14 protein-coding genes are annotated in these 17076 nt (G+C 35.2%); 11 read left to right on the top strand and 3 right to left on the bottom strand.

The genetic code is table 11. From position 1 onward, the window contains the following. Window positions 1-12 precede the first annotated feature (12 nt). Complete coding sequence (locus tag GOQ24_RS10750; protein ID WP_155092088.1) at window positions 13-1017, bottom strand: NAD-dependent epimerase/dehydratase family protein; 1005 nt, start codon at window positions 1015-1017, stop codon at window positions 13-15. A 184-nt stretch (window positions 1018-1201) separates the two neighbouring features. Here GOQ24_RS10750 and tyrS point away from each other — a divergent pair, with 184 nt between their 5' ends. From tyrS to GOQ24_RS10720, 6 genes are all read left to right on the top strand, one after another. Beyond that, on the top strand, window positions 1202-2494 hold the full coding sequence (tyrS, locus tag GOQ24_RS10745) for a tyrosine--tRNA ligase (protein ID WP_155092089.1): 1293 nt from the start codon (window positions 1202-1204) through the stop codon (window positions 2492-2494). 465 nt (window positions 2495-2959) lie between these two features. Next, window positions 2960-6058 carry a SusC/RagA family TonB-linked outer membrane protein gene (locus GOQ24_RS10740; RefSeq protein ID WP_155092090.1) on the top strand — a complete coding sequence of 1033 codons (3099 nt, stop codon included), beginning with the start codon at window positions 2960-2962 and terminating at the stop codon, window positions 6056-6058. Between the two features lie 11 nt (window positions 6059-6069). Further along, window positions 6070-7608 carry a RagB/SusD family nutrient uptake outer membrane protein gene (locus tag GOQ24_RS10735; RefSeq protein ID WP_155092091.1) on the top strand — a complete coding sequence of 513 codons (1539 nt, stop codon included), beginning with the start codon at window positions 6070-6072 and terminating at the stop codon, window positions 7606-7608. Between the two features lie 304 nt (window positions 7609-7912). Next, window positions 7913-8575, top strand: a complete 663-nt coding sequence (locus GOQ24_RS10730; RefSeq protein ID WP_230381514.1) for a response regulator transcription factor — start codon at window positions 7913-7915, stop codon at window positions 8573-8575. A gap of 60 nt (window positions 8576-8635) precedes the next feature. Beyond that, complete coding sequence (locus GOQ24_RS10725) at window positions 8636-9151, top strand: ClbS/DfsB family four-helix bundle protein (protein ID WP_155092093.1); 516 nt, start codon at window positions 8636-8638, stop codon at window positions 9149-9151. Window positions 9152-9599: 448 nt separating this feature from the next. Continuing rightward, a complete protein-coding gene (locus tag GOQ24_RS10720; RefSeq protein WP_155092094.1) occupies window positions 9600-10127 on the top strand; it encodes a hypothetical protein in 528 nt (175 codons plus the stop codon). Window positions 10128-10172: 45 nt separating this feature from the next. Here GOQ24_RS10720 and yihA read toward each other — a convergent pair whose 3' ends face one another. Together yihA and GOQ24_RS10710 are read right to left on the bottom strand one after the other, a co-directional pair. Beyond that, window positions 10173-10793, bottom strand: coding sequence for a ribosome biogenesis GTP-binding protein YihA/YsxC (gene yihA / locus GOQ24_RS10715; RefSeq protein WP_155092095.1), 621 nt, complete (start codon window positions 10791-10793; stop codon window positions 10173-10175). Window positions 10794-10796: 3 nt separating this feature from the next. Then, entirely contained in the window at window positions 10797-11561 is a 765-nt protein-coding gene (locus GOQ24_RS10710; protein ID WP_155092096.1) for an alpha/beta fold hydrolase, read from the bottom strand. A gap of 339 nt (window positions 11562-11900) precedes the next feature. Between GOQ24_RS10710 and mraZ the strand changes: the two genes are divergently transcribed. The 5 genes from mraZ to GOQ24_RS10685 are packed head-to-tail and all read left to right on the top strand — an operon-like array spanning window position 11901 to window position 17067. After that, complete coding sequence (gene mraZ / locus GOQ24_RS10705) at window positions 11901-12362, top strand: division/cell wall cluster transcriptional repressor MraZ (RefSeq protein ID WP_155092097.1); 462 nt, start codon at window positions 11901-11903, stop codon at window positions 12360-12362. Further along, window positions 12355-13266 (top strand): 16S rRNA (cytosine(1402)-N(4))-methyltransferase RsmH, encoded by a 912-nt coding sequence (rsmH, locus tag GOQ24_RS10700; RefSeq protein ID WP_155092098.1) that lies wholly within the window; start codon window positions 12355-12357, stop codon window positions 13264-13266. Before mraZ ends, rsmH begins: the two co-directional genes overlap by 8 nt. After that, window positions 13263-13622: an FtsL-like putative cell division protein gene (locus GOQ24_RS10695; protein WP_155092099.1), complete on the top strand. Its 360-nt coding sequence runs from the start codon at window positions 13263-13265 to the stop codon at window positions 13620-13622. The genes rsmH and GOQ24_RS10695 overlap by 4 nt, the downstream gene beginning before the upstream one ends. Then, entirely contained in the window at window positions 13613-15613 is a 2001-nt protein-coding gene (locus GOQ24_RS10690) for a penicillin-binding protein (RefSeq protein WP_155092100.1), read from the top strand. Before GOQ24_RS10695 ends, GOQ24_RS10690 begins: the two co-directional genes overlap by 10 nt. Then, on the top strand, window positions 15613-17067 hold the full coding sequence (locus GOQ24_RS10685; protein ID WP_160339659.1) for a UDP-N-acetylmuramoyl-L-alanyl-D-glutamate--2,6-diaminopimelate ligase: 1455 nt from the start codon (window positions 15613-15615) through the stop codon (window positions 17065-17067). Before GOQ24_RS10690 ends, GOQ24_RS10685 begins: the two co-directional genes overlap by 1 nt. Window positions 17068-17076 lie beyond the last annotated feature (9 nt).

The following is a 17076-nucleotide window of genomic DNA, read 5'->3' as shown; positions in this document are numbered from 1 at the left end:
ATTGGATAGGCTTTATTTTTTTGTATAGTGATATTGAATAATTTCAGGAATAAACTCTTGATAAGACTTTAAAGTAAATGGTAAGACTTGCAATAGCTTTTGATTGTCATAGGTGTATTTTGAATGTGACGACAGTGCAATAGCTTTTGTAAAACTTCTTTTTTTGCCTGATATCAAGGAAATAAAAGCATCTAATCTCCAAGCAATTCTGCATAACCATTTAGTAGCAAATATAAAAGGAGGTTTCTTATTCATTAATTCGGCAATGTAATTCAGTAGTTCTTGATACGTGATATTATTAGCTACAACGATGTATTTTTCGTTAAATAGATCACTGTCCATAAGGTGAATCATTGCATTGACAACATCTTCTGCAGAGACGATAGCTGCTGTTCCGTTTGTGTAAAAAGGGAAGTCTTTTTTTATCTTTTGAAAGAACTCATTACTTCCTTCGTAATTAAATCCTTGGCCGAAAATAATACCAGGATTGACGATGATAACTTTTAATCCTTCTTGAGTCCCTCGCCAAACTTCCATTTCAGCACCATATTTAGTTATGGCGTAATCGCTGTGATAAAGCTCTGGATTCCAGTTTGTTTTTTCATTGATGATCTTGTTCTTTGCTAAAGTTTCTCCCAATGCAGCAATAGAACTTACATGGCAAAACTTTTCAACTTCAAAGGCTATCGCTAAGTTGACAAGATTGGCAGTTCCCTCAATATTCGTTTGTCTTAATACCTTCTCATCACGAGGATCGAAAGACACTAAAGCAGCGCAGTGATATACCTCCGTAATGTTTTGGAAGGCTATTTCTAAGGCAGGTACATCTAATAGGTCAGCTTTTACCCATTCAATTTTTAAGAATAGGTCTTCACTCTTTTTCAATTTAAAAAAAGATTGAGTTTTCTTGATGCTATTTTCGTGTCTGTATATAGCGCGGACTACAGGCTCATTTCTGAGTAGTTGTAGGATTAGATGCGCTCCGACCATACCGGTTGCTCCTGTTACTAATTTCATACTTTATACAAAAATAAGTTTTATGTTTTACATACTGAAAAATTATGAAATAAAGTTGAAAACTAACGCCCCTATTGTCAGTTTCTAATTGATAAATGTATAAAACGACTAAAAGTGCAGTGAATATTGGAATTTTATTCCATAAGCTAAGGTTTTGAGCTATCTTTGTGTAAAATTTATTTAAATGAAGAATTTTATTGAAGAAGTGACTTGGAGAGGAATGCTCCACGACGTAATGCCAGGCACTGAAGAACATTTGTTGGAGCAAATGCGTGCTGCGTATGTGGGGATTGACCCAACAGCCGATTCATTGCATATTGGACATTTAGTAAGCGTGATGTTATTGAAGCACTTTCAATTAGCAGGACATAAGCCTTACGCTCTTGTAGGGGGAGCTACTGGGATGGTTGGAGACCCTTCTGGTAAGTCTAATGAGAGAAATTTATTAGACGAAGAAGCTTTACGCCATAATCAGAACGCAATTAAAAACCAATTAAGCCGTTTTTTAGATTTTAATTCAGGTGCTGAGAATGCTGCTGTGTTAGTAAATAACTATGACTGGATGAAGGACTTCTCTTTCTTAGAGTTTATTCGTACAGTAGGTAAGCATATCACAGTGAACTATATGATGGCGAAAGATTCTGTAAAGAAACGCCTGAACGGAGAGTTTGCAGATGGAATGTCTTTTACAGAGTTTTGTTATCAACTAATGCAAGGATATGACTTTTTGCATTTATACAAAGAGAATAATATTACATTACAAATGGGAGGATCTGACCAATGGGGAAATATCACTACTGGTACAGAGTTAATCCGCAGAACAATTAGCGAGAAAGCCTATGCGCTTACTTGTCCATTGATTACTAAAGCTGATGGTACTAAATTCGGTAAGTCAGAAGGAGGTAATATTTGGTTATCTGCAGAGTACACTTCTCCATATAAATTCTACCAATATTGGTTAAACGTGGCTGATGCTGACGCAGAGCGTTATATCAAGATCTTTACTTTTATATCAAGAGAAGATATTGAAGCATTAGTGAAAGAGCATACAGAAGCTCCACATTTACGTGTGTTACAACGCCGTTTAGCAGAAGAAGTAACTATTATGGTACATGGTCAAGAACAGTTAGACAATGCTATCAAAGCATCTAATATCTTATTCGGTAACTCTTCTACAGAAGATTTAAAACAATTAGATGAAAAAACGTTCTTAGAAGTTTTTGATGGAGTTGGACAATCAGAAGTGGCAAAGGCTGATATCGAGGCAGGATTAAATATTGTAGATGCATTAGCTGCTAATTCTGACTTAGCGTCTTCTAATGGTGATGCTCGTCGTTCGCTACAAGCAAACTCTATTTCTGTTAATAAAGAAAAGGTTACAGAAGATTATGTGATAACAGCAAATGATTTAATTAACGATCAATTTGTTTTATTGCAAAAAGGGAAAAAGAACTACTTTATTTTACATGTAAAGTAATTGAATACTATATGCTTAAAGCCTCTACATTGTAGGGGCTTTTTTTTTGACACTTATCGAGAATTTTAATTATTTTATAAATCTACCATATACATGGTATTTCGCAACTTACTGCATTGAGGTAAATTTGTATCAGATAATAAAAGAAAGAACATTGCCTTTATTGTTTTGAAGGTGGTGAGATTTTCTAACATTGATATCTACACCAAAGTGAATTTATATTAAAACCCAAATAAGATGCAATTAGTTGACAAAAGACGAGCACTTGAAACTCGTGACTTAAATCACATCAATACAATCTTTTCTATGCACACATCCATGTGTATGTGTCCATGCTGTTTTCTATAGAAGCATACCGCTTAAGAGCATTTCTGTGATGCTCTATAAAAATTCATTTTTCACAAAGTATTTCAATTAAATTTTAATCAAAGGATAGATTATAGGTCTATTACTAAAAGTAGTTTTATGCAAAAAATTTACGTAATTCTGTTTGTGTTTGTTGGTATTCTAACATCCCAAGCTCAAGACACTTTAGTATCAGGAACGGTGTCTGATTCTAGTGGTACACTGCCAGGAGTTAGTGTATTAATAGAGAATAGTTCACAGGGAACTATGACTGATTTAGATGGTAATTATTCTATAAATATAAAGGATGGACAAGTATTGGTATTTTCATTTGTAGGATATCAAACGCAGAAAATTGCTTATAAAGGACAAGCAAATGTCAATATTTTGCTAAGCGAGGAATCTGCAAACTTAGACGAAGTTATTATTACAGTGCCTTATGGTACAGCAAATAAGAAAACTTACACAGGATCTGTAGGATTAGTGCAAGCTAAGAATATTGAGAAAGCGCAGGTTAGTAATGTTTCTAAAGTATTAGAAGGTACTATTGCCGGAGTGCAATCGTTTTCGTCAAGTGGACAGCCTGGATCTGAAGCAACTATACGTATCCGTGGTATTGGTTCTATTAATGCCAATAGCAAGCCTCTTTATGTTGTTGATGGGGTGCCATACGAAGGAGAGTTGAATGCTATCGCAGCTACAGATATTGAATCTATGACTGTGCTAAAAGATGCTACTGCTGCAACATTGTATGGTTCGCGTGCAGCAAATGGTGTAATTATGATTACAACAAAACAAGGGACAAGAGAAACAGCTCCTCAAATTGAGATTAGTGCAAAACACGGTATTTCAAGCCGTGCACGTAATGACTATCGCGTATTGGGGACCAATGATTATATGGAGTTGCAATGGGAAGCTATTCGCAACGGACAAATGGATGCTGGAGGAAAATCACCTGAAGCAGCAGCTGAATATGCAAGTCAAAACTTGATTAGTCAGATAGGTATTAATCCTTACGGAACGAATAACCCAATGCCCGTAGGTACTGATGGTAAGCTTTTACCAGGATTAAAACCGTTGTGGAGTGACAACTGGGATGATGCTTTACAACAAAATGCTCGATTTACAGACGTGAATGTTAGAGTAAGTGGTGGTGGAAAGAACACGAGATATTTTGTTTCGGGAGGTTTTTTAAATGACCAAGGTTATGTTATCGAATCAGGATTCAAGCGTTATAACCTTAGATCTAATATCGTAGTAGATGCTAAAGATTGGTTAGAAGTAGGTCTGAATGTTGCTGCTTCGAGTTCGATACAAAATTTCCCAAAACAAGATGATAGTGAACAGTCAAACGTTATCTTATTTGCCAGAGTAATGCCTTCTTTTTATCCGATTTACCAAAGAGATTTGGCAACAGGAGCTTATTTGGTAGATCCAAATACAGGAGGACGTATGTTTGATTATGGAAACTACAGAGCTTCTTCATATGCTAAGTACAACTTGATTGCAAGTATGCCACACGACTTGAGCGAGATCAAGAAAGATATTGCAAGTGTTCGTACTTATGGACAAATTAAGTTTTTAGATAACTTAAAATTTAAATCTTCATTAAGTGTTGACTATAATAGTACTAATAATCACAATGTAACAAACCCTCTTTACGGTCCATCAGTTGAGTATGGAGGAAGTGTGGACCGCAAGAACACACGTACTGTTAGCATGACTTTTAATAACGTATTGAATTACAACTTAGATATAGACGATAAAAATGCAATATCTGCAATGGTGGGGCAGGAGTTCTATTCGTATGATTCAAATTATTTTGGAGGTCAACGTGAGCAGTTAATCATGAATGGTTATTTTGAACCAGATGCGGCGTCTAAGGTAATTGACTTTTTTGGAAAAGCAGATGAGTATAAAATGTTGAGTTTCTTCGGAAATGCTCAGTATTCATATGACAAGAAATATTATTTGTCAGCTTCTTTTAGAAGAGATGGTTCTTCTCGCTTTTCACCTGATAGTAGATGGGGTAACTTCTGGTCATTTGGTGCATCGTGGAGAATTATTGATGAGGAGTTTATGAATCAATATAGAGATACTTGGTTGAGTAATTTGCTTTTTAGAGCAAGTTATGGAGCACAAGGAAATGACAATGTTGGATATTATGCTTATCAAGCTTTGTACGCAATACAAAATAATTTAGGAGATCCAGGATTAGTAACATCGAGATTGGGAACAGAGGATTTGTCTTGGGAAACTAACTTAAATATGAATATTGGACTTGACTTTGGATTTTTCAATGAGCGATTGTCTGGTACAATAGAGTATTTCGAAAGACGTTCAAAGGATTTATTATTTGATAGAGATTTAGCTTCTTCTACAGGTTTTACTTCTATTCAAGAGAATATTGGAGCAATGAAAAATTACGGTTGGGAGTTTACGTTAAATGGTACGCCAATCATGACCGAAGATTGGAGATGGAGTGTAGGATTGAACTTGACTACGTATAAGAATAAGATTACTTCTCTGCCATCTGAGGCGATTTGGAGTGGAAATAAGAAATGGGTAAAAGGTGGTTCTTTGTACGATTTTTATTTACCAGAGTGGGCAGGTGTTAACCCAACAAATGGAAATGCACAATGGTATCTTCAGAATGGAGATGGATCAAAAACTATAACAGATGATTATTCACAAGTTGACAAAGTTGAACATAAAGTAAAACAAGGAAATTCTCTGCCTGATGTATCAGGAGGTTTCTCAACAGAATTAACTTATCAGAATTGGTCATTATCTGCAAACTTTGCCTATAACATTGGTGGAAAGATTTACAATGGTGACAAGATGAGTTTATACAGATCTTCAGGAGGAGGAACTAACTGGAGTACGGATATGTTGAATAGATGGACGCCAGATAATCCTAATACAGATGTAGCTAAAGTTTCTACGCATCCAAAGAGTGCATGGAATCAGTCTTCGGATAGATTTTTAGTTGATCGTTCTTACTTAAAACTTAAAAACCTAACGGTATCTTATAATGTGCCACAAGAATGGCTGAAGAAAGTAAGATTGTCTTCTGCAAGTGTATACTTCCAAGCTGAGAATCTTTTTACTTGGACGAAAGAACAAGGTCTAGACCCTGAGCAAACTTTTGATGGTAGTACGTATTTCCGTTACCCTGCCATGAAAACGATTTCTCTTGGGATTAATGTTAAATTATAAAAAATCGAATTATGAAAAATAGCGTAATTAAATATATAATAGGAGCTTTTATACTTTCAACAAGTTTGATTTCTTGTTCTTTGGATACTGATCCAACAGATGCTATTGAAAGTGAGAAAGTGTTTAGTACTGTAGAGGGGAATGAAAAGGTATTGAATGGTGCATGGAGTTATTTAATGGAAAGTTTTTCTACTTATGCTAATCCTGGTTTTGGATCATTTTTGCGTACAAATGATGCTATGGGTAGTGATGTAGTATTGAATGGAAGGTATGGTTTTCGCGCGCACTACTTATTTAATGCATTGTATTCAAAGGCGAGAACGAATACGCACAGTTGGAATTTAGCCTATAAAACTATTGACAATGCTAATAATGTGATTGCAAAAGTTTTTGAATCGGAAGGTTCAGTTGTTGACAAACAACGAGTTCGCGGTCAAGCTTTAGCATTGAGAGGTTTTATGTATCTACATTTAGCATCGAGTTATGCTTATGCAATTGATTTAGATCCGAATGCTATTACAGCTCCGATTTACTTGGAGCCAACGAGCAGTGCAACTAAACCAAGACCTGCTGCTACAGTTACAGAGGTTTATTTGCAATCTATTAAAGATTTAGAAGAAGCACTTACATTGATTCCTGAGACATATAAGAGAGGAAACACAATGAAGCATAAATTTGATCGTGAAGTAGTTTTGGGACTGCTTTCTCGTGCACATTTATACGCAAGAAACTGGAAAGAAGCTAAAGAGTACTCTGATCAATTATTGGCTTTGAATAGTTACTTAATGAATGAAAGTGAATACAAAAGTGGATTCAGTGATTCGAGTAATGGAGAGTGGATTTGGGGACATGCTCAAAATGAATCTCAAAAGAATGCATCTTATCAATTTAATTATTTAGATGTTACTTCAAGTCAGAGTTACTACTATAGCTTTAATGCGGATCCTTATTTTAGAGATTTGTTTGACGAAAGTGATTATAGAAAGAGCATGATTTATTGGGCACCAGACCCTTCTAATACAGAGCCAAAAGATGGTAATACTGCTTATATGCGCTATGCTAAATTTAAGTTTAGAGGTTCTCAGATAGCAGATATTGTATTGATGCGTACTTCAGAGATTTACTTGATTAATGCAGAAGCAAAAGCGCGATTAGGAGAGGCAGATGCAATTGATGTTCTGAATACTTTAAAGACAGCAAGAGGAGCTAAAGAAGTGAGCGGTCTAATGGGACAAGATTTGTTAGACGAAATCTGGATTGAGAGAAGAAAAGAACTTTTTGGCGAAGGGTTTGCTTTAATCGATATTATTCGCAATCAACAAAAAGTGGTTCGAAAAGCGTATCCTCAAGATAAGTTAGTTGATTTTACATACGAAGAAATGGATAGTACTGGAAAAATCTCTCAAGTAGTTGTAAAACTTTTACCAATGGGGCATGATGCTGTTAAGTTCCCTGACGGTTCAGATTTTATAGAAAATAGCAAGTATTATCTCTACCGAATACCAGAAGTAGAAGAAAGAGAGAATCCAAATCTATATTTGAATCGATAAAATTATAGTACGGATTATCATTTATAGTTGATTAGTTAGTGAGAAGTGAGATAACTTGAAAGATAGTTATCTCACTTTTTATTTTGTGGTTTTATGTGCCTGTTGAATCTGTTGTTCTTTCTGAGCAAAATTTCCATTGAATGAAGTTGTATATATCGTTGTATTGAATATTGTAAAGTTCGGCTTCAATACGGTCTACCGAGTTAAAGTGTAGAGTAGTTTTCCTCAATTTCGATTTAGAAGTTTGTATGGCACTAGAGGGTGAAGTGCCTTTTTGTTTTATCTTTGTTATTAATTAAAAGAAATGATTATGTTGTGCGTTGCTATTATAGATCAACAAGAGTTAACCAAATTTGCCATCAAGACTATTTTAGAGGAAAGGAGTAAGGATACTCTTTGTTATCAAGAGGTTGTTAATGCACATGATTTGAGAGAGTTTCTGAATAAGTGTGGCAAAACATATGTTTTTTTTAACCCACAGTCTTACAATTTTGAGCAACAGATCAATCAAATTTTTATGTTTCAAGAGCAGTATGTCAATTGTCATTGGGTCATGCTTTTTGATGAGTTAAATGAATCTTGGTTGAAGCGTATGTTGCAAATCAAGAAGGTCGATTTTAGTGTTATTTTTAAGACAGACACACTTGATAGCATAACCAAAGGTATAGATGAAGTACTATCTGGAAAAGTGTATTTGAATGATGCTGTTCAAAAGATTTTGGAGGAACACCAAAAGTCTATTCACAAGGTAGAACAGGTACTGACAGTTGTAGAACGCGAAATTCTAAAAGAGATAGCCTTTGGCAAAATGACAAAGGAAATTGCTGCTGAGCGAAATATTAGTGTGCACACCGTGATTACACATCGCAAGAATATCTTTAAAAAATTGGAGGTGAATAATGTTCACGATGCTACGCGTTATGCTATTCGCGCTGGTATCATAAAAGTCAATGACTATTATATATAGTCTGGATTGATTACTGGATAGTATTTTACGTTAGTTTCTTATTATAAGCAATTTTTTTTTATGGGTAGAGCTAAGGATAAGGTTAGTTTATTAGAGCAGAGTGAAAGTAGTTTCAACACTTTATTTGTACTTGTAGAACAGTTATCTACAGAACTGCAGCAAAAGACTTTTAATTTTGAAGGTAGAGATAGAAACATCAGAGATGTATTTGTCCACCTTTATGAATGGCATCAGCTATTGTTAACTTGGATTTCAAATAATCAACAAGGGAATCAGACGTCTTTTTTACCTAAGCCTTATAATTGGAAAACGTATACGGCTATGAATGTAGAGTTTTGGAAAAAGCACCAAGCTACGTCTTTGGACGATGCTAAGATATTACTACAACAGAGTCATCGAGATACAATTCAAATAGTGAAAGCTTTTACAGAAGATGAATTATTCGTTAAAAAGTATTTCAATTGGACAGGTTCTACAAGTCTTGGGAGCTACTGTGTATCGTCTATGTCAAGTCATTATGAATGGGCTATTAAAATAGTAAAGTCACACGTGAAATCAGGTAGTGAAAGCGAATGATTGATGGCTCTAACCTCATTATAGGATAAGGCGTGATTTAGAGTGTTTTCTGAAAAGGTAAATAGGTGAAAATCAGCCCTATATTTCTACATTGATTTAATTAAGTTAATTGATATTTGGCTACCAGTAGCTTTATGTCAATATTTTTTTTTAGTAGTATCACATTTTTATTGTTGAGAGATTGCTTGCACTTTCTTCGGGTTTTCTAGGGGGATGCTTCGGGTTTTATTGGGAAAAGGCGTCTTTTTGCGAAGAAAACCCGAAGGATACTCGAAGAATGCTCCAAGAAAGTCGCATGAAAGTGTGGTTATTCTTCGCGCTGATCTATTATTATATTTACTTTAAATTATGTAAATATTTATTTTAATTGAGACAAATATTTGATTTTTAATATGTTAGTTTGTCTGTTTTTCATAATTTTGTTGTGGTAATCTTAACGGAATATATTATGAAAAAGTATTTGTTGTTTTTCGCTACTATTTTATGTTGTGTTTTTTTAGGGGGGTGTAGTTCGGATGAAAATTCGAAGAAGAAGGATGATGGTAATGAATCGAATAACTCAGGTACCGAGATTTCGGTTGCTCATTATTCGAAAGCCATTAAAAAAGATTGGTTAGCTTCTAAGTTTGTGTACTTAGATAGAAATAATAAAGTGATTCTTGAAGAAGATTTAAGCTTTTATAGAGTTTGTGATTTGGATTTATATAGCTTCAAAGAGGATAAAGTTTTTATGGAAAATCACAGTTTTGATTGTAGTGAACTTTACAAAAGCGTTGCAGATTATAAAATCGAGGGAGAGAACTTGTTACTTTTTGCCAAGGAGATGAATGATAACTTAGAACCTTTAGAAATTATTTCTTTGACAACGAAACAATTAGTTTTGAAAGTTGATGATAAATATGATTTCTTTTATGGTAAGCAAATTAATCTGCCTGAAGGTGCTACAGCGAAACAGGTCATTTTGGTTGCTAAATAGTAAATGTATATAAAAGAAAAAACTGCTGTACAGCAGTTTTTTCTTTTATATAGGACTTTGGTTTTTAAACATTTCTTTATTGATTTCGTCAATGTACTCAAGAACTTCATCTCTACCTATTTTGTCTTCAGAGGAAGTTACAAAATAAGGAGGCATTTCTTCCCAATTGTCTGCTAACATTTTCTTTCTATAATCAGCGACTAAACTATTTACCTTTTGTTTTCCTACTTTATCTGCTTTAGTAAATATAATAGAAAAAGGTACTTCAGATTGCCCCAAGTATTGCATGAACTCTAAGTCAATTTTTTGAGCTTCGTGTCTGATGTCTACTAAAACAAATGCGCTAACAAGCTGTTGTCTTTTTTCGAAATAATCTGTAATGAATTTTTGAAATGTAGATTTTGTCTTCTTACTTACTTTTGCATATCCATATCCAGGTAAATCAACTAAATACCAATTTGAGTTAATCTTAAAGTGATTTATTAATTGTGTCTTTCCCGGTCTTGAAGATGTTTTTGCAAGATTCTTTTGGTTTGTAAGCATATTAATCAAAGAAGATTTGCCGACATTAGACCTTCCGATGAAAGCGTATTCAGGGATAGGTTCATTAGGGCACTTCTTCGCGTCAGAGTTACTTACGACAAATTCTGCAGTATTAATTTTCATATTTTAGTAATTGCGCTTTTTAAACCAAGCGTATAGTAATTTATTAAATTCGTCTGGATGTTCCATCATCGCTGCGTGTCCACATTCATCAATCCAATATAGATCTGAATCAGGTAGTAGTTCGTTAAACTCTACTGCAACTTCGGGAGGAGTTACCTTGTCGTTTTTCCCCCAGATTAGACAGGTTGGTACATTTATTTTTGGTAAATCTTTAGACATATTGTGGCGTATTGCACTTTTGGCAATAGTAATAGTCTTGATAACCTTCATACGGTCATTTACAGTAGCAAAAACTTCATCTACTATTTCTTTCGTAGCTATTTCAGGATGATAAAACACGTCCTCTGCTTTTTTCTTGATATACTCATAGTCACCACGCTTTGGATAACTATCTCCCATAGCACTTTCATATAAGCCAGAGCTACCTGTAAGTACCATAGCTTGTAAGTACTCAGGATACATCTTAGAAAAATACAAAGCAATATGTCCTCCTAAGGAATTTCCTAATAGGATTACTTTTTTGTGTCCAAGGTGGTCGATAAAGTCTTTAACAAACTTAGCAAATGCCTTTACGTTTGTCTTTAAAATGCTATTTGTGTATAAAGGTAGTTCAGGGAGAACTACTTTGTAGCCTTCTTTCGGGAAGAATTCTGTAACACCATCAAAATTGCTCAGTCCGCCCATTAAACCGTGTAAGATGATAATTGGAGTTCCATCACCAATCTCAACATAACGGAATTTACCATCTACTTTTAAAGTTCGCTCCATGTAGTTTCTAAATGCGATTTTTAAATTCCCACAAATATAAGGTTTTATTAGGGACAATGTTTCTAATAAAACTATAAAAAAACATTTAACTGCAAATTAGATGAAATATAGTGGCAGAAAACGATACTTTTTTAGGTCTGAAAAAAGCGCTTTTTTGTCGTTTTAGACTCATTCAAATTGTAGATTTTGCTAAAATATAAGTGTTTAAAATCAAGTGTTTAGTATGCTAAACCTTGAAATAGTGTAGTATTGCGAAAACTTATTAACAAAGTGGGAAAAAGTGGGAAAAAGTGGGAAAAAAAGTAGTACATTTGCTAAAATAACATTAATAGGTGTGGTTTGTCTTTTATAGTCGGAACATATGAGTGTAAAATTGATGCCAAAGGTCGTGTGTCAGTACCTGCTTCTTTGAAGAAGCAGTTGCCTGCTATGGCTGAAGGTTTCGTGTTGAAACGCTCTGTGTTTGAACCATGTTTAGAGTTATGGCCTATGGCTGAATGGAACAAGATGATGGAGAAAATCAAAAAATTAAACCCTTTTGATAAGAAAAATGATATGTTCATTCGTCGCTTTATGGCTGGTGTTAAAGAAGTGAGTATTGACGATGCAGGTCGTTTGTTAGTGGCAAAAGACTTGATCGAGTATGCCAAAATCTCGAAGGAACTTGTGTTTACTTCTAAGGTGAATATAATTGAAATTTGGGATAAAGGATTGTATGAGAATATTTTGAGTGAGGATGAAAATATTGATTTTGCAGACTTGGCTCAAGATGTAATGAGTAATATTAGTTTTGATGAATAAAGAAGATTACGGTTATCATAAGCCTGTTTTGTTACAGGAAAGTGTAGATGGATTAAATATTAAGCCTGATGGAGTGTATGTTGATGTTACGTTTGGAGGAGGAGGACACTCTCGTGAAATATTAAGTCGTTTAGGTGAGAATGGTAAACTGTATGGATTTGATCAAGATGCAGATGCCTTGGATAATGCTATTGACGATCCGAGATTTGTGTTGATCAATCAAAATTTTAGATACTTAAAACGCTATTTGCGTTTTTATGGAGAAAAGGAAGTAGATGGGATTTTAGGTGATTTAGGAGTTTCTTCACATCAGTTCGATGTTGCTGAGCGCGGTTTTTCAACGCGTTTTGATGGAGAACTGGATATGAGAATGAACCAAAAGAGTGAAATATCAGCTTATCATGTGGTGAATGATTATGAGGAGAAGGATTTGCGAAATATGTTCTATCTCTATGGAGAGTTAAAAAATGCTGGAGCGATTGCCAATACGATTGTCAAGAGTAGAGCAGAAGAGCCGATTAAGAATACTGATGATTTGAAGCGTGTGCTTGCGAGGTTTTTGCCTGCACATAAAAGCGCAAAGATTTTAGCTCAAATTTATCAAGCTATTCGAATTGAAGTGAATCAAGAAATGGATGTTCTGAGAGAGATGCTTGAGCAAAGTGCAGAAGTTTTAAAACCTGGAGGTCGCTTGAGTGTTATTTCTTATCATTCTTTAGAAGATAGATTAGTAAAGCGCTTTATGAAAAATGGAATGTTTGAGGGTGAGCCAGAGCGCGATATGTTCGGAAGATTTGAAGTTCCTTTAAAACAATTGGGGAAATTGATAATACCGACAGACGAGGAAATAAGTGTAAATAATAGAGCAAGATCAGCAAAACTAAGAGTAGCAGAAAAGAAATGAGAAAGAATCTCGTAAGTCCAATGGATGTCATCAAGGCGAAAATTCTCGTTCATGAGGATTCAGCCAAGAACTGGGCGATTATCATTTATGTGATTTGCCTTTGCTTGATATTGATTTGGAATACACAAGCTTATGAGACTAAGGTTTTTAAGGTTACTGCTCTTACGCATGAAGTGAAAATGCTCAGAGCTGAGTTTGTTGACACGAGATCAGAATTGATGGAGTTGAAGATGGAGTCAACAATCACTAAAAAGTTGGAGGATGAGGGGATATACCCATCAGAAACTCCGCCAACTAAAATTAAAGTGAATTTAGAAAGTAAGAAAGAAAGTTTTTGGAGTAGGTTATGGCATTAGAGAGGAGAGGGGTTTACTTAAGGCTTTATCTTATGTCTGCTGCAGTGATTATTGTTGCATTGTGTATCATTTATCGCTTGGTCAAGATTCAGGGGGTTGAAGGAAAGGAGCTAAGAGCTAAAGCGCAAGATAAAACTCGTGTAAAAGAAGAAGTAATTCCCGCAAATAGGGGAAATATATATTCAGCAGATGGAAGTCTTTTGGCAACATCTGTTCCGGTCTTTGAAATTCGATTTGATGGTGTAGCACCAAGTAAGGAAGATTTTGAGAAAAATCTTAAACCTCTATCTGACTCTTTAGCTGTGATGTTTGGTAAGAGTTCATCTCATTATCAAAATCTAATGAGAAAGGGTAGGGCAAATAATAGTAGGTACATCTTAATTGCTCGTGGGTTGAGTTATACTCAATTTGTAAGAGTGCGAAATTTTCCACTTTTTAATCGTGGTCCATATAAAGGAGGTTTTATTTCTTTACAAAAAACGATTAGACAACACCCTATCGGCAGGATTGCTCAACGTACTATTGGATATGAAAGGCAAAATGACGATAAGACTTTTGGTAGAGTAGGAATAGAAGGAGCATTTAGCAATTACCTTAGCGGTGTAGATGGAAGAAGAAAAATGCAGAGTATTGGAAAAGATCAATGGAAGCCAATCAACGACGAGATTGAATTAGATCCTGTTGATGGAAAAGACATTGTCTCTACAATCGATGTTTATATACAAGATATTGCACATCATGGTTTGTTGAAAGCACTTCAAGACTTTAATGCTGATCACGGTACTGTGATTGTTATGGAAGTGAAGACAGGTGCGATTCGCGCCATCTCTAATTTGGGGAGAGCGGAATCAGGAAACTATTATGAGACTATAAATTATGCTCTTGCGGAAGTTCATGAACCGGGGTCAACGTTTAAGTTAGCTTCTCTTTTGGCTTTATTGGAGAAAGGGAAAAGTGATACGGCTCGTATTTACGATACACAAGACGGTATTGTAAAGTTTTATAATGCAAGAGTGCGCGATTCGAAATGGGGTGGATATGGAAAGATATCCTTAGCAAGAGGAATAGAAGTTTCTTCCAATACGGTGATTACTCAAGCTGTGAATGAGGGGTTTCAGAATAACCCATCAGAGTTTACAGATTACCTGAGTTCATTGGGAATGGATAAACCCATAGGGGTGCCTATTCTGGGAGAAGGCTCTCCATATATACCAAAACCTGGTGCGAAAGGTTGGAGTGGGATTGCACTGCCGTGGATGGCGTTCGGATATGGACTATCTGTGACACCGATGCATACTTTGATGTTGTACAATGCTGTGGCAAATAATGGAGAAATGGTTAAACCGCAGTTTGTGTCAGAGGTTAAAGAGTTTAATCGCACGATAGTGAAGTTTGAAAAGGAAGTCGTAAATCCTCAAATAGCTTCTCCAGAGGTGATTAAGCAAGTACAAGCTGTTTTAGCAAATGTTGTTAAGAAAGGGACAGGAAGAAAATTGGATTCCAAAAACTTTTCGATGGCAGGTAAAACGGGAACAGCTCAAGTGAATTACGGAAAAGGAAAAGGGAAAGAGATGTATTATTCATCTTCATTTGCAGGATATTTTCCTGCTGATAATCCTAAGTACTCTTGTATAGTTGTAATTCATAGACCTGATCGCAGTAAGAGTTATTATGGAGCTGATGTATCCGGGCCAGTGTTTAAGAAGATTGCTCAAAAGATTTATACAGATGTTCCTATTACAACTGAACTCGAAGAAGTGAATCACGTTTCTTCAGAAATTCAGAATAGTTATGCAGACTATTTTACTAAAGTGAATGATGAGAATCAGGTAATGCCGAATGTAAAAGGGATGTATGTGATGGATGCTTTACCATTATTAGAGAATTTGGGATTGAATGTAGCAGTACATGGTATAGGAAAGATTAAAAATCAATCTATTCCAGCTGGAACAAAAATAGAAAGAGATAAGAAAGTAGTATTAGAATTATAGTGAGAAAGCTAAAAGACATATTATATAGAGTAGAAATAAAATCTGTAGTAGGTTCAACCGATCTTGCTATAGATTTCATTGCTTTTGATTCACGTAAAGTGAAAGCAGATACATTATTTGTAGCTCAAAGAGGATCTGTAGTAGATGGACATGAGTACATCAGTCAAGCTATAGCACAGGGTGCCACAGTGATTGTGTGTGAAGAGTTGCCTTCTGATATAGTTGATAATGTAACTTATGTATGTGTAGAAGACTCTGATTTGGCTTTAGCTCATATGGCCAATAATTTTTATAATGAGCCTTCATCTAAGTTACATTTAGTTGGTGTTACTGGAACAAATGGTAAAACAACTATAGCGACATTGTTGTATAATTTGTTTACCAATATTGGGTATAAGGTAGGATTGTTATCTACTGTAAAAATTATCGTTGGTAAGAAGGTTTACGAAACGACGCACACAACGCCAGATTCACTGACTATAAATTATTATATGAATGAAATGGTCGCTGAAGGTTGTGAGTATTGTTTTATGGAAGTGAGTTCTCATGGAATTGTTCAGAAACGCACAGATGCTTTGAACTTTAGAGGTGGGATTTTTACCAATTTAACACATGACCATTTAGATTATCACAAAACATTTGCAGAATATAGAAATGCTAAGAAAATCTTTTTTGATCAACTTAGTAGTAAGGCTTTTGCAGTGACCAATGTGGACGATAAAAACGGAATGTTTATGGTTCAGAATACAAAGGCAAAGTTAATTACTTACGGTCTGAAAAATGTATCAGATTACAAAGGACAGATTCTTGAGAGTCAGTTTTCTGGTATGTTAATGAAAGTAAATCAACAAGATGTATGGGTACAGTTGATAGGTGCATTTAATGCAAGTAATTTGTTAGCTGTGTTTTCTGTTGCTGTAGAATTGGGTGTTGATTTTCAAGAGGCTTTGTTGCAATTGAGTAAACTGACAAGTGTAGCAGGGCGTTTTCAATATATTGTAGGAAGAGATAATATAACGGCAATTGTCGATTATGCTCATACGCCTGACGCGCTTAAGAATGTAATAGAGACGATAAACTCTATCCGAACTTTTAATGAGAAGTTGATAACGGTAGTTGGTTGCGGAGGAAATAGAGATAAAACGAAAAGGCCAGAGATGGGACAGATAGCTTCTGAATTGAGTAGTAAAGTAATTTTCACTTCCGATAACCCAAGATTCGAAGAACCATCTGAGATTTTGGAGCAGATAGAAGCTGGTGTTGAGCCTCAGAATGCGATGAAAACAATTGTAGTAGAAGATCGCAAACAGGCTATTAAGCTTGCTTGTCAACAAGCTGTAGCTGGGGATATTATTTTAATAGCAGGTAAGGGACATGAAACTTACCAAGATGTTAAAGGAGTAAAAAGTCATTTTAATGACTTAGAGATTGTAACTGAGTTTTTGAAACAATAAGAGGAGAAT

The sequence above is a fragment of the Myroides sp. LoEW2-1 genome, from assembly GCF_009767705.1.
GTDB lineage: Bacteria > Bacteroidota > Bacteroidia > Flavobacteriales > Flavobacteriaceae > Flavobacterium > Flavobacterium album_A.
The sequence above is the reverse complement of the archived record's forward strand: the minus strand, read 5'-3'. Positions and strand labels throughout refer to the sequence as shown.

Coding starts and splice junctions, on each gene's coding strand:
- GOQ24_RS10750 (WP_155092088.1), bottom strand. CDS start 1,017: ATGAAATTAGTAACAGGAGCAACCGGTATGGTCGGAGCGCATCTAATC.
- tyrS (WP_155092089.1), top strand. CDS start 1,202: ATGAAGAATTTTATTGAAGAAGTGACTTGGAGAGGAATGCTCCACGAC.
- GOQ24_RS10740 (WP_155092090.1), top strand. CDS start 2,960: ATGCAAAAAATTTACGTAATTCTGTTTGTGTTTGTTGGTATTCTAACA.
- GOQ24_RS10735 (WP_155092091.1), top strand. CDS start 6,070: ATGAAAAATAGCGTAATTAAATATATAATAGGAGCTTTTATACTTTCA.
- GOQ24_RS10730 (WP_230381514.1), top strand. CDS start 7,913: ATGATTATGTTGTGCGTTGCTATTATAGATCAACAAGAGTTAACCAAA.
- GOQ24_RS10725 (WP_155092093.1), top strand. CDS start 8,636: ATGGGTAGAGCTAAGGATAAGGTTAGTTTATTAGAGCAGAGTGAAAGT.
- GOQ24_RS10720 (WP_155092094.1), top strand. CDS start 9,600: ATGAAAAAGTATTTGTTGTTTTTCGCTACTATTTTATGTTGTGTTTTT.
- yihA (WP_155092095.1), bottom strand. CDS start 10,793: ATGAAAATTAATACTGCAGAATTTGTCGTAAGTAACTCTGACGCGAAG.
- GOQ24_RS10710 (WP_155092096.1), bottom strand. CDS start 11,561: ATGGAGCGAACTTTAAAAGTAGATGGTAAATTCCGTTATGTTGAGATT.
- rsmH (WP_155092098.1), top strand. CDS start 12,355: ATGAATAAAGAAGATTACGGTTATCATAAGCCTGTTTTGTTACAGGAA.
- GOQ24_RS10695 (WP_155092099.1), top strand. CDS start 13,263: ATGAGAAAGAATCTCGTAAGTCCAATGGATGTCATCAAGGCGAAAATT.
- GOQ24_RS10690 (WP_155092100.1), top strand. CDS start 13,613: ATGGCATTAGAGAGGAGAGGGGTTTACTTAAGGCTTTATCTTATGTCT.